Source organism: Bradyrhizobium sp. SZCCHNRI3052 (assembly GCF_032484895.1).
GTDB lineage: Bacteria > Pseudomonadota > Alphaproteobacteria > Rhizobiales > Xanthobacteraceae > Bradyrhizobium.
This window is the reverse complement of sequence record NZ_JAUETW010000006.1, coordinates 86,382-100,497: the sequence shown is the minus strand read 5'-3', so window position 1 is coordinate 100,497 and position 14,116 is coordinate 86,382. Positions and strand designations below refer to the sequence as shown.

Sequence of the window (14,116 nt, the reverse complement as noted above, 5' to 3'; positions counted from 1 at the left end):
CTCCTGTTGCGTCGCTCAACGCGCCGATCTGCGCCGAGCTGTTCGGTGACGAGGGCGGCGAGGGTTACACCCGCATCTGGTCGCGCCCCTGCATGCGCAGCGGCGACTGATCTTGCTGCGTCATAGCTCGCCATTCCGGGCCAGCCCGTCAGGGCTGAATCCGGAATCTCGAGATTTTCGGTGCAATTGTGCATCTGAGGGGACGATGCTGTCGGATCGCCCCGCCGCGCCAGGCAAGACAACGATCTCATGCGAATCGTCGCGGCGTCGCGACCGACGATGATTGACCCAGATCAAGGTCGCCGACTCGCACTCGCCTCTAGATTGTATTGAACACAACGAGGAGCGCGACCATGCGGCGGTGTGCAGGTGTGATGAGCGGGGCGATGGCTCTGGCAATCGTCGCGTTTGGATCATCTCTGGCGGACGCGTGTTCGCGCGTCCTCTGGGCCGATAATGGTCAGGCCGTTGTCACCGGGCGCAACATGGATTGGCCCGAAGACATGCGCACCGATCTCTGGGCCTTTCCGCGCGGCCTTGCGCGCAAAGGCGAGAGCGGCGACGACAACGAACTGAGCTGGACGTCGAAATACGGCAGCGTCGGCGGGGCGGTTTATAATCTGGCGATCGCCGACGGCATGAATGAAAAAGGTCTTGTCGCCAACCTGCTGTGGCTCTCCGAGAGCGATTACGGAAAGCGCGATCTCAAGCGCCCCGGCCTCGCGCTGTCGCTATGGGCGCAATACAACCTCGACAACTTTGCCACCGTTGCCGAGGCGGTGGCCGACATCGAAACCGGTCGCTATCAACTCATCGCCGCCGGCATGCCCGGATACGCGACGGCGACCGTGCATCTGTCGCTTTCGGACGCGACGGGCGATTCGGCGATCATCGAGATCGTCGATGGCGGCAAGGTGCGCGTTCATCACGACCGCCGCTATCTGGTCATGACGAACTCGCCGCCCTTCCCCGAGCAGCTCGCCAATCTGAAAAAATACCACGTCTTTGGCGGCACCGAAGCGCTGCCGGGGACGAGCGAAGCGGCCGACCGCTTCGTCCGCGCCGCCTATTACATCCAGAACCAGACCAAGCCGTCGGACACTCGCCAGACCGTGGCCCGCATGTTGTCCGTCATGCGCAACGTGGCGCAGCCTTTCGTGCGGCCGGACCCGAAGCGACCGGAGGCGTCGCATACGATCTGGTGCGCCGTCGCCGACTCGACCGACCGGCTCTATTTCTTCGAATCGACCCTCAGCCCGAACATCGTCTGGGTCAACTTGCCGCTGTTGGACCTTTCCGTCGGCGCTCCGATCCGCAAGCTCGACCTGTCCGGGGCGGACAGGGATCTGGTCGGCGAGGTGAGCAGCCAGTTCAAGCCGGCCGCGCCGCTGGAATTCAAGAAAGGCGGCTCCTGACAGGGCAGAGCCCTACGGACAGATACAACGTCATCTTTATATCCGCGTTGTGGCGCTCGCACGCCGCGCGACATGACTGCGGAGCGCTCGCCGTGAAGCCCTGCCACCGCACTGGGCTGGAAGCGCCGCGCCGTTTGTTAAGGACGGATTGTGGTGCATTGCTGCACTGAGGCTATGCGCCGGCGATGCTACCGCATTAGAGTATTCGTGCCACATCTGCACCTCTTGCTTTGGTCATGCCATGATCACGCACGACAGCGGCCCGGATGCCGACCGCAAGGTAAGGATTTCTCCGGTCAACTCGCACAATGAGTGGGATCCACTCGAGGAAGTGATTGTCGGAAGGCTCGAAGGCGCGACGATTCCATCCGCTCATCCGGTCGTCGCCTGTAACATTCCGGGAATGGCTGCACGGGCGCAAGCGCTGCTCGGGGGCTTTCGCTATCCAAGGATGATGATTGAACTGGCTCAGCGCGAGCTCGATGGCTTTATTGCGCTGTTGCAGTCGCTTGGCGTGGTGGTCACCCGGCCGGAACCGGTTGATTTCAAGAAGCGCTTCAGCACGCCCGAATGGTCTTCGCGCGGTTTTTGCAACTCCTGCCCGCGCGATAGCATGCTGGTGATCGGAGACGAAATCATTGAAACGCCTATGGCGTGGCCCAGCCGCTATTTCGAGACCCATTCCTTTCGTCCGGTCCTGAAGGACTATTTCCGTCGCGGCGCCCGCTGGACTGCCGCGCCACGGCCGCAACTCACGGACGAACTGTATAACGCCGATTTCAGACGGCCCGAAAACGGTGAGCCGATGTCATATATTCTGACTGAATTCGAACCGGTGTTCGACGCTGCCGATTTCGTCCGCTGCGGGCGCGATCTGTTTGTAACCCTCAGCAATGTCACCAATGCATCCGGCATCGAATGGCTGCGCCGCCATCTCGGCGACGGCTATCGCATCCACGAGATCGAGAGCCGCTGTCGTAGCCCGATGCACATCGACACGACCATTTTGCCGCTGGGGCCGGGCAGGCTTCTGATCAATCCCGAATACATCGACGTCAGCCGCCTCCCGGACATACTGAAGAAATGGGACATTCTCGTCGCTCCCGAGCCTGATCCGATCACCGATCGCTTGCTCAATATCACGTCGCTCTGCGGAAAATGGCTCAACATGAATGTACTGATGGTGGACGAAAAGCGCATCATCGTTGATCCGCATCATGTGCGAACGATGCGTGCGATCGAGCAATGGGGTTTCGAGCCGATCCCCTGCGAATTCCTGCATTACGCCGCATTTGGCGGAGCATTCCATTGCGCGACACTCGACATCAGGCGGCGCGGGACGCTCGAGAGCTATTTTTGAGGATTGGCACGCCTATCCGGACTCGAGGCGCAGTCCGACGATGCCAAGTACAATGAGACCAATCGAGGCGAGCCGGGTCGCGGTCGTCGGCTCGTCGAACAGATAGATTCCGAAAAGAGTGGCGACGGCGATGCTCGCGCCGGTCCACGCGGCGTAGGCCGTGCCCATCGGGATCGTCTTCACGGCGAGGCCAAGACAACCGACGCTGGCGCCCATAAAACCCACGGTGACCAGGATCGACGGCAGGCGCGAGAGACCTTCGGAATATTTGAGAGCGATCAGCCAACCCACCTCGCAAAGGCTGCCAATGAATAAGATCACCCAGGCCATGAGAGGTTCTCCCAAAAGATGGGCTTAACGATCCTCGACGGAGTTCGTGTCAGAATTCCACGGTCTCGCTATTCTGCCAACTCATTCCGCCAAGCCCTTACACTTTGCAAGTGCACGCTGGAAGGCTCCCGGCCTTCCCTGCGCGCTCTCGATCTTCGAAAGGGCATGTCGATCGCAAGACCCGGGCGTGATCCGCCGCGGGACGACGACGTCATGTCCGCTGCTGTTTGAGCTGTGAATCTGGACGTGGATCGACTGCTGTCGACCGATCCACCGGCAGCTCCAGTCGCACACTGAAGTCGCCTGCCACTCCGCTGAACCGCAGCCGGCCACCATGGGCCTGCGCGACCTCGCTCGCAATGGCGAGGCCAAGGCCTGAGCCGTGGGAGCCGTCGCCCTTCTGGAACGGGGTCAGCAGGCGTTGCTGCGCGTCGGCTGCGATCCCAGGTCCGTCGTCCCAGACCATGATCGCAACATGCGTCGCGGTTCTTTCCACCGTCACCATCAGCCGGGTCCGCGCGCCATGCGCCAGTGCGTTGTGGATGAGATTGGCGAGCGCCTCGCGCAGGCTGATGGCGTCGGCGGCGAGCATCACCTCGTCCTCCGATGGCACGAAGCTGACGGAGACCTCGCGATCGAGAGAGAGCGGCACGCTCTGCGACAGCACCGATTTCGCCAGCGCGTTGATATCGACCGCGGCGAAGCGCGGTGCTTGGGCGCGGTGCTGGATCATGGCGTGATCGAGCAGTTGGCTGGTGAGGCGGGCGAGATCCGCGATGCGGCCGCGCAGCCTGTCGAGCGCCCTCGGGTCCTTGGTCTGATCGCTCAGCAGCTCGACCTCGGCATCGATCGCCGCCAGCGGCGTGCGCAGCTGGTGGGTGGCGTCGGCGATGAAGCGCTGCATCAGCGCGATGCGCTCGGCGAGGCGCTGCATGAAGCCGTCGATCGCGCCGACCAGCGCGCGCACCTCGCGCGGCGGCGTGATCGCGATCGGGCTGAGATCGTCCGGCCGTCGCTTGACGATCTCGGCCTCGATCCGCGTCAGCGGCGCGAACACCAGCCGCAGGCAGAGCGCAGTCGCCACCAGCGCCAGCAGGCTCATCGCAGCGATCAGGCCGATCGCCTTGGAGGCGAGATCCCAGGTCAGCGCGTCGCGGGCGCGCAGGGTCTGCGCCAGCACGATCTCGCTCCAGCCGTCGCCGGGCGCGCCGTCGAGCTTGCGCGCCACGGCCGCGATGCGCACCGCCTGGTCGCGATAGATGCCGTCTCGCAGGACGACGCCCTCACGCAGCGCCCTGGCGGGCGCGGTGACGGCGAGATCGTCATAGCCGGCGACGACGACGCCGCGCGGATCGGTGACGCGATAGAACACGAGGTCATAGGCCGACAATGTCGCAAACGCCGCCGCCGGCGGATCCAGCGTCACGACGCCACCCTGCATGTAGATGTTCTCGGCGATCTGCACGGCGCCGCCGGCGAGCAGCTTGTCATAGGCGTCGCGCGCGGCGGTGGCTGCATATTGCCAGGCGGCGAGGCTCAGCACGACGGCGCCGACGGCCAGGATCGCGCCGATCGCGATCAGCAGCCGCGCGCGCAGCGAGGTCCTGAGGTCACGAAGCGTGGAGCTGATAGCCAAGGCCGCGCTCGGTCTTGATCTCGACGGATGTCGCCGCCAGCTTGCGCCTGAGACGCGCGACGAACTGCTCGACGGCGTTGGGGCTCGGATCCTGGTCGAAGCTGAAGAGCTGCTCGACCAGCTCCTCCTTGGCGACGTAACGCCCAGGGCGTGCGGCGAGGATTTCCAGCACGGTCAGCTCGCGCCGCGTCAGGTCCAGCGGTTGGCCGGCGACGCTGGCGGTGCGCCCGGCGCGGTCGATCACCAGCGGCCCCAGGGTCAGCAGATTGTCGGACTGGCCGGCGGCCCGGCGCAGCAGCGCCCGCGCCCGCGCCTCCAGCTCGCGATAGTCGAACGGCTTGATCAGGTAGTCGTCGGCGCCGAGGTCGAGCGCGCCGATCCGGTCGTCGACCGCCGAGCGCGCGGTCAGCACCAGCACCGGCGTGCGCAGGCCGCGCTTGCGCAGGTGCTTGAGCACGGCAAAGCCGTCCATGTTCGGCAGCATCACGTCGAGCACGATAAGGTCATAGGTCTGCACCTCGATCAGCTCGCTCGCGGTGCGGCCGTCCTTTTCCCAGTCGACGGCATAGCCGATCCGTTCGAACCGGCTGGTCACGGCGGCGCCGATCTCGGGCGTGTCTTCCACCAGCAGGATGCGCAAGGTCTTGTTGTCCGCCTCGGAGTCAGGTTCGCGTCAGTCTCCTCCTCTATCACTTCGAATAAGGGCGCCGAAGTGCACCGAGCGAAATTTCGCATTGCAATATAAAGGAGGGGAGGACGATGACCGTCCATCAATCGCCATCTCAGTTCGAGCCGCTGCTCTCGGTCGAGGGCGTGACGCTCCAGTACAAGACGCCGGACACCTTGGTCACGGCGACCTACCGCGTCGACTTCAAGGTCTTCGATTCCGACCGTTTCGTGCTGCTCGGCCCCTCCGGCTGCGGCAAATCCACGCTTCTCAAGGCGATCGGCGGCTATCTGAAGCCGACCGAGGGCCGCATCCGCCTCAAGGGCCACGATGTCAGCGAGCCCGGCCCGGACCGCATGATGGTATTCCAGGAGTTCGACCAGCTGCTGCCGTGGAAGACGGTGCGCGAGAACGTCGTGTTCGCGCTGACCGCCAGCGGCCGGCTCGGCACCGCGGAAGCCAACGAGCGCGCCAAGTCCTATATCGACAAGGTCGGCCTCACCAAGTTCATCGACTCCTATCCGCATATGCTCTCCGGCGGCATGAAGCAGCGGGTCGCGATCGCCAGGGGCATGGCGATGGAGCCCGACGTGCTCTTGATGGACGAGCCGTTCGCCGCCTTGGACGCGCTGACCCGGCGCAAGATGCAGGACGAGCTGCTGCAGCTCTGGCAGGACACCCGCTTCACCGTGCTGTTCGTGACGCATTCGATCGAGGAGGCGATCAAGATCGGCTCCCGCATCCTGCTGCTGTCGCCGCATCCCGGCCGCGTCCGCGCCGAGCTCAACAGCGTGCCGCCGGGCACGATGGGCTCGCCCGAACAGGTCGCCCTCGAAGGGCGCATCAACGACATGCTGTTCGGCCAACACTGAGACGAGGAGAGCATCCATGAGCGAGACGCTGGCGCTGCGCCCCGAAATCGTCAATGCAGACACGCCCCTCGGCGACGTCAAGGTCGAGGCGAGCCTGTCCTGGCTGGAACGCATCTACCACGTCGGTGCGGTCCGCAAGGCCATCATCCTGGTGGCGCTCGCCGCGCTGTGGCAGGCCTATGGCCTGTGGCTCGGCAATCCCCTGTTGTTTCCGACCTTCACCGACACGCTCTCAGCCTTCTTCGAGAACATCGGCAACGGCATCATCCCTGCGCGCACCCTCGTGTCGCTGGAGACGCTGCTGATCGGCTACGGCATCGGCATCGCGCTGGCGGCCGTGCTGACCACGATCGCGATCGGCTCGCGGATCGGCGCCGACATGCTGGAGGCGCTGACCTCGATGTTCAATCCGCTGCCGGCGATCGCATTGCTGCCGCTGGCGCTGATCTGGTTCGGCCTCGGCAAGGGCAGCATCATCTTCGTGCTGGTGCATTCGGTGTTGTGGGCGATCGCGCTCAACACCCATTCCGGCTTCCGCTCGGTGTCGAACACCTTGCGCATGGTCGGCCTGAACTACGGCCTGCGCGGGTTGAAGCTGGTGCGCTTCATCCTGATCCCCGCCGCATTTCCGGCCATCCTCACCGGCCTGAAGGTGGGCTGGGCCTTCGCTTGGCGCACCCTGATCGCGGCCGAGCTGGTGTTCGGCGTGTCCTCGGGGTCCGGCGGCCTCGGCTGGTTCATCTTCGAGAACCGCAACCAGTTGGAGACGGCCAACGTCTTCGCCGGCCTGTTCACCGTGATCTTCATCGGCCTCGTCGTCGAGAACGTCGTGTTCGCGACCATCGAGCGCAAGACGGTGCGGCGCTGGGGCATGCAGCACTGAATTTCGAGTTATAAGCACAACAACAGGGAAGGAGACGACCATGTCCTGGAGCAAATCATTCACGGCCGCCGCGCTCGGCCTCACCGCGCTGCTCGGCGCCACCGGTGCTTCGCAGGCCGAGGTCAAGGAGATCAGGCTCTCCAAGGGCTACGGCATCCTCTATCTGCCGCTGATCGTGATGGAGGATCAGAAGCTGATGGAGAAGCAGGCGGAGAAGGCCGGGCTCGGTCCGTTCAAGGTTAACTGGCAGATGCTCGACGGCGGCAACATCATCAACGACGCGATGATGGCCGGCTCGCTCGACATCGCCGGCACCGGCGCCCCCGGCTTCATCACGCTGTGGGCCAAGGCCAAGGGCATTCCGGCGGTGGAGGTGGTCGGCGTCAGCGGCCTCAGCTCGACCTCGCTGTGGATGAATACCAACAATCCTGAGATCAAGTCGCTGAAGGATTTCAAGCCGAGCGACAAGATCGCCCTGCCGGGCATCAAGACCTCGCTGTCGGCGGTCATGCTGCAGATGATGGCGGCGCAGGAGTTCGGCAAGGAGAATTACGCCAAGCTCGATCCGATGACCGTCGGCCTGCCGCATCCGGAGGCGCTGGCGGCGCTCACCTCGGGCAAGACCGAGATCACGGCGCATTTCACCTCGCCGCCGTTCTCCTACATCGAGCTGAAGGATTCGAAGATTCGCCGCGTTGCCAATTCCGCCGACGTGCTCGGACGGATGACGATGGACGTGGTGTTCGCGCCCAAGCGCTTCGTCGACGCCAATCCCAAGGTCGTGCAGGCGTTCCTCGATGCGCTCGACGAGGCCTGCACGCTGATCGCCAACGACAAGGCTGCCGCAGCCGAGATCTATGCCCGCACCGCCAAGGTGAAGACCACCAAGGAGGACGTGCTGGAGATGCTGCAGGACAAGGACACCTGGTTCTCGTCGACGCCGGAGGGCGTGCTGAAGATCGCCGAGTTCATGCACGGCGTCGGCTCGATCAAGGTCAAACCGGCGAGCTGGCAGGACATGTTCGTGACCCAGCTACGCGACCGCAAGGGCAGTTGAGCGTAAGCGCCTATGGTGTCGTCCGGGGCGCGCGGATGCCCCGGAATGACGGGGTGTGTGGTTGGCGCAGGCCCATCATCCAGCCGCGAGTCCCGCTGCAAAGACGACATTGCCTCTCTCCGCCGGTCATTCCGCGCGAATGACCCGCATCCGCGGCAGACCCGGAACCTCCCTGAACCGACGCACCGGCCGCCGCGACCCATGTCCGGCGGCCGGCTGCCGTCATTGCGCCGTCGCCAAAGCTGTGCTGTGTGAAGGCGGTACAACCGGATGAAGAGGGGGACGCGCGATGCGGAGATTGCTGACCGTGCTGGCGGCACTGATGACGCTGAGCCTGACCAATTGCGGCTACAACGCCATCCAGACCAATGACGAGCAGGTCAAGGCGGCTTGGTCCGAGGTCGTCAACCAGTATCAACGCCGCGCCGACCTCGTGCCCAACCTGGTCAACAGCGTCAAGGGCTTTGCCCAGCAGGAGAAGGACGTGCTGCTCGGCGTCACCAACGCCCGCGCCAAGGTCGGCAGCGTGCAGGCCACGCCCGACGTCGTCAACGATCCCGCGGCGCTGCAGAAGTTCCAGGCGGCGCAGAGCGAACTGACCGGAGCATTGTCGCGGCTGCTGGTCGTCACCGAGAATTACCCCCAGCTCAAATCGGACGCGCTGTTCCGCGACCTGATGTCCCAGCTCGAAGGCACCGAGAACCGCATCACGGTGGCGCGCAACCGCTACATCAAGGCGGTGCAGGAGTACAACGTCGGCATCCGCACCTTCCCGAACAACCTGACCGCGATGGTCTTCGGCTACAAGGAAAAGGCCAACTTCACCGTCGAGAACGAGCGCGAGATATCGGTCGCGCCGAAGGTCGATTTCAACGCGCCGTCGCCTGCGCCGTCGAAATAGCCGGAGCAGGGAATCGTGCGCGCGCTGCCGGTCCTCAAGGCGCTGCTTGCGACGCTGTTCGTCTGCCTCGCGACGATCGTGCTGGCGGACGTCGCGGTGCCGCAGCTCACCGGCCGCGTCGTCGACCAGACCGGCACGCTGTCCTCCTCGGAGATCGCAGGCCTCACGCAGAAGCTGAAGGACCTGGAAACCCGCAAGGGCAGCCAGGTCGCGGTGCTGATCGTGCCGACGACGCAGCCGGAGACCATCGAGCAGTTTTCGCTCCGCGTCGCCGAGGCCTGGAAGATCGGGCGCAAGAAGGTCGACGACGGCGCGCTGCTGGTGATCGCCAAGAACGACCGCAAGCTGCGCATCGAGGTCGGCTACGGCCTCGAAGGCAGCCTCACCGACGTCACCGCGCGGCGCATCATCGACGAGGTCATCACGCCAAGATTTCGCAGCGGCGATTTCGCCGGCGGCATCGACGCCGGCGTCGACCGCATCATCGGCGTGATCAATGGCGAGAGTCTGCCGGTGCCGCAGCCGCAGGCCTCGCACGGCACGGATCTTGATATCGACACCATCTCCTCGTTCGCACCTGTCGCCTTCTTCGGTGCGATCTTTATTGGTGGCGCGCTGCGGGCCTTGTTCGGGCGGCTGCTGGGTTCGCTTGCGACCGGCGGCGCGCTGGGGATTCTGACCTGGGTGCTTGTGGGATCGACCACGCTTGCGCTGCTGTCCAGCGTGGCCGGCATCGTCATTGCCTTCATCGCCGGCGGCTTGTCCTCGTCGATGCCGACGTCGGGCGGGCGCCGCGGCAGCGGCTGGTCGAGCGGCTCGTCATCCGGCGGCTGGAGCAGCGGCAGCTCGAGCGACAGCGGCAGCTTCTCGGGCGGCGGCGGCAGTTTTGGTGGCGGCGGCGCCTCGGGCAACTGGTGAGGACGAGGCGCGCGACCATGAGCATCAGGCGGATCGGCCGGCATCTCCTGCATCATCACTGGCAGCTGAAGCGCATCTTCACGCCGGCTGTGCTGGCACGCATCGAGCAGGCGATCAAGGACGGCGAGCGCACCCATGCCGGCCAGCTTCGCTTCGTCGTCGAGGGCGCGCTCGACGGCCGGCCGTTGTGGCGCGACCAGCCGCCGCGCGAGCGCGCGCTGGACATCTTTTCCAACCTGCGGATCTGGGACACCGCGCACAACAACGGCGTCCTGATCTACCTGCTCTTGGCCGATCGCGACGTCGAGATCATCGCCGATCGCGGCATTCATCGACATGTCGGCGCCGAAGGCTGGGAGACGATCTGCCGCGCGATGGAAGCGGAGTTTCGCGCAGGCCGCTTTGAGCGGGGCGTGGTCGATGGCATTGCCGCGGTGTCACGCGAGCTCGCCAGGCACTACCCGCCGCATGCCGGCGATCCCAACGAGCTGCCCGACACACCAGTGGTGCTTTAGCTCCGATCATACCGGTCGCGCTCACTTGCCGGTCGCGCTCATCCTGGCTGGACGTGAGCGCGCACCCCTCTCGCCAATGATGCGGATGGAAAATACGTCCGCAACTCACGCCGTCGCAGCTCATGCGCCGTAGCGTTCCGCCATCGCCCGCGCCAGCTCGGCCATTTTCGCACGCAGCTCGGGCGGGTCGAGCACCTCGGCCTCGGGCCCGAAGCGCAGCAGCTCGCCGGCGGCATGCCACAGCGTCGTTCCGATCGGGATCGTCACGATGCGCCAGCCGTCGGCATCGGTGTCGTCGGCGAGGCGCGTGCGGGCGCGCACGTAAGGCTGGCTCCACACCTCCAGCAGCTTCACACCGAGCGCTGACAGGCGCACCGTCGCCTGCTTCGGATGCAGCTCCGCCTCCAGCCGCTCCGTCGCGGCGCGCCAATAGGCGGCGAGGTCAAAGTCTGCAGGTCGCGCGAAGCACTCGTCGGTCACGGCACAGTCGAGAATGCGCGCGACGCGATAGGTGCGCACGCTGCGCTCGACCTGCCCGGCGAGATACCAATTGCCGCCCTTCAGCACGAGGCCGAGCGGCGCGACGCGGCGGCGCTTCTCGGCACGCCAGGTCTGATAGCGGACGTCGACCATGACGTCGCGGAGCAGGGCGTCGGCAATGGCGCGCAGATGCGTCGGCTCCTCGGACTCGCCGAACCAGCCAGGCGCGTCGAGATGGAAGCGCGCCTGCATGCGGCCGGCATTGGCGCGCAGGCTTTGCGGCAGTGCCGCCACCAGCTTGGTCTGCGCCGCGCTCATCGCGCCATCGAGCCCGAGCGCGGCGGCGGGGCCCGGCAGGCCCGCCATGAACAGTGCGTCGGTTTCCGTCGGCGACAGCCCGTTCAGCCGCACGCGATAGCCGTCGAGCAGGCGGAATCCGCCTTCGGCGCCGCGCTCGGCATAGACCGGGATGCCCGCCGCGGCGAGCGCGTCGATGTCGCGATAGATCGTGCGCACCGAGACCTCGCAGGCGCCTGCGAGTTCGGGCGCCGTGACCTGTCCCTTGGCCTGCAAGGTGGTGAGGATGGAGAGCAGCCGGCTCGCGCGCATGCCCTTCTTTAAACATACCTGACACACCTTGTCAGGTATGGTGTGCGACAAGCCAGCACCGCAGCCGGCAATGGGAGGACACCATCATGACCGCCGACGACAAGATCACGCTGTATTACTCGCCGCAGACCCGCGCCGCCGGCACCCGCGTCCTGCTCGAGGAGCTGGGCGCGCCCTACGATCTGCATGTCCTCAACATGAAGGCGGGCGAGCAGCGCAAGCCGGAGTTCCTGGCCGTCAATCCGCTCGGCAAGGTGCCGACGATCGGACATCGCGGCCAGATCGTGACCGAGCAGGTCGCGATCTTCATCTATCTCGCCGATCTGTTTCCGCAAGCGGGCCTGACGCCGGCGCTCGATGATGCCATGCGCGGGCCCTATCTGCGCTGGATCGCCTATTACGGTGCGTCGTTCGAGCCCGCCGTGATCGACCATTTCATGAAGCGCGAACCGGCCCCGATCACGCAGTCACCCTATGCCGACTACGATACGATGCTGGGCGCGCTGGAGCAGCAGCTCGCCAAGGGGCCGTATCTCCTCGGCGAGCGCATGACCGCCGCCGACGTGTTGTGGGGCGTCGCCTTCAACTGGACCATGATGTTCGGCGTCGTGCCGCGCAAGGACGTGTTCGCGCGTTACGCCGAGCGCATCACCCAGCGTCCGGCGTTCCAGCGCGTCACCGCCGCGGATGCCGAGATGGCGGCCCAGCACGCGGCCGCCACCGGCGTTTGAGCGCCAGCATTGACGCAATCGAGCGAGGTCCCGCCGGCAACGGGACCTCACTGATGTGATTGCACGTTGTCCGGCAGGCGCAGCTCGCCAAATGCCGGGTTTCCCGCGGCGGCGTCGCTAGTTCAGGCTGATCCCCGTGAGCGGCGTGCCGTCGACGCCGTTGTTGCTGATTGCGTTGTTCTTGAAGGACGAGACGGAGCCGCCGCCGGTCTGGACGACGCCGTTGGAATTGCCCTGGATGACGGAATTTCCCAACGTCACGATGGCGCCGCTGCCGCTCGCCAGAACGCCGGTGTTGTTGAACTCGGAGGTCAGCCGGTCGAGAAACACGCCCATCCCCGGCTTTCCGGCCGGGACCGTGGCGGATATCCCGGCATTGCCATTTTCGATGGCCTTGGTGTTCGAGACGAGCACGCTGATCGCGCTGCTCGAATTCGCGGTCGAGACCGTGACGCCGAACGCGGACGCCTTGAGCGAGGAGTCCGCGATCACCACCTGGGCCGCACCGGTCGGCGCGACCGAGATCGCGCTTTGCGAGAAGTTCTCGAAGGTACAGTTCTCGACGACGAGCTTTCGGCCGGCCAGGAAATTGACGCCATTGAGGCCGAGGGTCGTGCCGGCGCCGTTGATGCTCAAATTGCGCAGGATGATGACGTCGTTGGCGCCGGCATTCACGTTGTGCCGTTGGTCGCCGATGCCAGGATCGAGGCCATCGTCCCCCCGCCGTCGATCGTGATCGATTTGGTGATCGTGACGGCGCCGTAGCCGCCGGGATCGAGCACGTCGATCTCACCGCCCGCGGCGGTCTTCGAGATCGCTCCGGCGAAGGTCTTGCAGGGCGCCGTGCGGCTGCACGGGTTGACGTCGTCGCCGACGCCGGACACCCAGGTCCGCGTCGCCTGCGCGTGAGCCCCTGGCGAGGCAAGGATCAAAAACGCGGCGCACAAAAATCCGATCGAAGAAATGAGCTTTCGCATGAGCGCTCCCCTTGAAATGCTGGAAATGAAAAATAGCCCGAACGCAGAGTGTTAGTCTACGAAAGCAACCAGAGCGTTCATCGAAAACGGCGGGCTGTACGGGACATTATGCAATCGGTGGTTGCCGCTTCGGCCGGAGGTGATTTCGCTGACGGTGCACGCCTTCCATCTGTCGATTGCATTGCAGGACTACAACATTCGCGAGCCTGCAGTCGCCCATCGCCCACCCACCCGACGGGCAATTCCGGCAATCCGTCCATGCGCCAACTGCCCGTCGAGCCAGTTTGTCGCATGTGTGCCGCCTTGCAGCGTCGGGCAAATCACGACGATGATCCCGGCCATCCCGTTCGCGATGAGGAGGGGCGGCTCGGCCGATCGTCACGAGGCGTAGCAGCGGGGAGCGGTGGCCGTATCAGGCTTGGGGCTCTGCGCGAGCGGGCCGGCGAGCAAGCGAGGTACGGACGGTCAAGTCGTAGGGTCCTGGCATCCCGACGCCGATGCCAAGTTCGCATGCAGGCTTCGCCTCGTGCGGATGACGGTGACCAGAAAGCCCGGCGCACCGGGGAGACTACGAAGCAGCCGTAACACCATCGCGCAGGGAAGGCTGGGTCGCTCCGGCTGAACCTGTGGTTCCTGCCCCGTGCAATCTTTCCGCACGGGGGCCACGGGTGCCAGTCGGCACCCGGCCTTCCCTGCGCCCTCCGACTGACGAGGAGGGAATGATCGGCAAAGCTCGGGCGCAATCGCGCCGCGAGAGCGGCTCCG

15 protein-coding genes are annotated in these 14,116 nt (G+C 65.1%); 9 read left to right on the top strand and 6 right to left on the bottom strand.

All coding sequences use genetic code 11. The features are described from left to right. Positions 1–386 precede the first annotated feature (386 nt). Together QW887_RS18205 and QW887_RS18200 are read left to right on the top strand one after the other, a co-directional pair. On the top strand, positions 387–1,415 hold the full coding sequence (locus QW887_RS18205) for a linear amide C-N hydrolase (protein ID WP_316194785.1): 1,029 nt from the start codon (positions 387–389) through the stop codon (positions 1,413–1,415). A gap of 241 nt (positions 1,416–1,656) precedes the next feature. Further along, positions 1,657–2,775 (top strand): amidinotransferase, encoded by a 1,119-nt coding sequence (locus QW887_RS18200; RefSeq protein ID WP_316194784.1) that lies wholly within the window; start codon positions 1,657–1,659, stop codon positions 2,773–2,775. 12 nt (positions 2,776–2,787) lie between these two features. On the opposite strand, the gene QW887_RS18195 is transcribed toward QW887_RS18200, so the two are convergent. The 3 genes from QW887_RS18195 to QW887_RS18185 all read right to left on the bottom strand — a co-directional run bounded on the left by QW887_RS18195 (position 2,788) and on the right by QW887_RS18185 (position 5,381). Further along, positions 2,788–3,105, bottom strand: a complete 318-nt coding sequence (locus QW887_RS18195) for a multidrug efflux SMR transporter (RefSeq protein WP_315713960.1) — start codon at positions 3,103–3,105, stop codon at positions 2,788–2,790. Positions 3,106–3,316: 211 nt separating this feature from the next. Continuing rightward, the gene (locus QW887_RS18190; protein ID WP_316194783.1) at positions 3,317–4,741 is read right to left on the bottom strand and encodes a sensor histidine kinase; all 1,425 of its coding nucleotides are present in this window, start codon (positions 4,739–4,741) and stop codon (positions 3,317–3,319) included. Beyond that, on the bottom strand, positions 4,716–5,381 hold the full coding sequence (locus tag QW887_RS18185; RefSeq protein ID WP_315713962.1) for a response regulator transcription factor: 666 nt from the start codon (positions 5,379–5,381) through the stop codon (positions 4,716–4,718). The genes QW887_RS18190 and QW887_RS18185 overlap by 26 nt, the downstream gene beginning before the upstream one ends. Positions 5,382–5,500: 119 nt before the next feature. Here QW887_RS18185 and QW887_RS18180 point away from each other — a divergent pair, with 119 nt between their 5' ends. From QW887_RS18180 to QW887_RS18155, 6 genes are all read left to right on the top strand, one after another. Then, the gene (locus QW887_RS18180; RefSeq protein WP_315713963.1) at positions 5,501–6,280 is read left to right on the top strand and encodes an ABC transporter ATP-binding protein; all 780 of its coding nucleotides are present in this window, start codon (positions 5,501–5,503) and stop codon (positions 6,278–6,280) included. Between the two features lie 16 nt (positions 6,281–6,296). Then, positions 6,297–7,163, top strand: coding sequence for an ABC transporter permease (locus QW887_RS18175; RefSeq protein ID WP_316169448.1), 867 nt, complete (start codon positions 6,297–6,299; stop codon positions 7,161–7,163). Positions 7,164–7,203: 40 nt separating this feature from the next. Next, positions 7,204–8,220 carry an ABC transporter substrate-binding protein gene (locus QW887_RS18170; RefSeq protein ID WP_315713965.1) on the top strand — a complete coding sequence of 339 codons (1,017 nt, stop codon included), beginning with the start codon at positions 7,204–7,206 and terminating at the stop codon, positions 8,218–8,220. A gap of 289 nt (positions 8,221–8,509) precedes the next feature. Continuing rightward, positions 8,510–9,121, top strand: a complete 612-nt coding sequence (locus tag QW887_RS18165) for a LemA family protein (RefSeq protein ID WP_315713966.1) — start codon at positions 8,510–8,512, stop codon at positions 9,119–9,121. 15 nt (positions 9,122–9,136) lie between these two features. Next, the gene (locus QW887_RS18160) at positions 9,137–10,039 is read left to right on the top strand and encodes a YgcG family protein (RefSeq protein ID WP_316165732.1); all 903 of its coding nucleotides are present in this window, start codon (positions 9,137–9,139) and stop codon (positions 10,037–10,039) included. A 17-nt stretch (positions 10,040–10,056) separates the two neighbouring features. Beyond that, a complete protein-coding gene (locus QW887_RS18155; protein WP_315713968.1) occupies positions 10,057–10,554 on the top strand; it encodes a TPM domain-containing protein in 498 nt (165 codons plus the stop codon). A 120-nt stretch (positions 10,555–10,674) separates the two neighbouring features. Here QW887_RS18155 and QW887_RS18150 read toward each other — a convergent pair whose 3' ends face one another. Beyond that, complete coding sequence (locus QW887_RS18150; RefSeq protein ID WP_315826052.1) at positions 10,675–11,643, bottom strand: YafY family protein; 969 nt, start codon at positions 11,641–11,643, stop codon at positions 10,675–10,677. An 86-nt stretch (positions 11,644–11,729) separates the two neighbouring features. Between QW887_RS18150 and QW887_RS18145 the strand changes: the two genes are divergently transcribed. Then, complete coding sequence (locus QW887_RS18145; protein ID WP_315713970.1) at positions 11,730–12,374, top strand: glutathione S-transferase family protein; 645 nt, start codon at positions 11,730–11,732, stop codon at positions 12,372–12,374. Positions 12,375–12,491: 117 nt separating this feature from the next. Here the strand turns inward: QW887_RS18145 and QW887_RS18140 are convergent, their stop codons facing one another. Together QW887_RS18140 and QW887_RS18135 are read right to left on the bottom strand one after the other, a co-directional pair. Next, a complete protein-coding gene (locus tag QW887_RS18140; RefSeq protein WP_315713971.1) occupies positions 12,492–13,049 on the bottom strand; it encodes a hypothetical protein in 558 nt (185 codons plus the stop codon). Beyond that, on the bottom strand, positions 13,046–13,351 hold the full coding sequence (locus QW887_RS18135; RefSeq protein ID WP_315713972.1) for a hypothetical protein: 306 nt from the start codon (positions 13,349–13,351) through the stop codon (positions 13,046–13,048). The genes QW887_RS18140 and QW887_RS18135 overlap by 4 nt, the downstream gene beginning before the upstream one ends. Positions 13,352–14,116 lie beyond the last annotated feature (765 nt).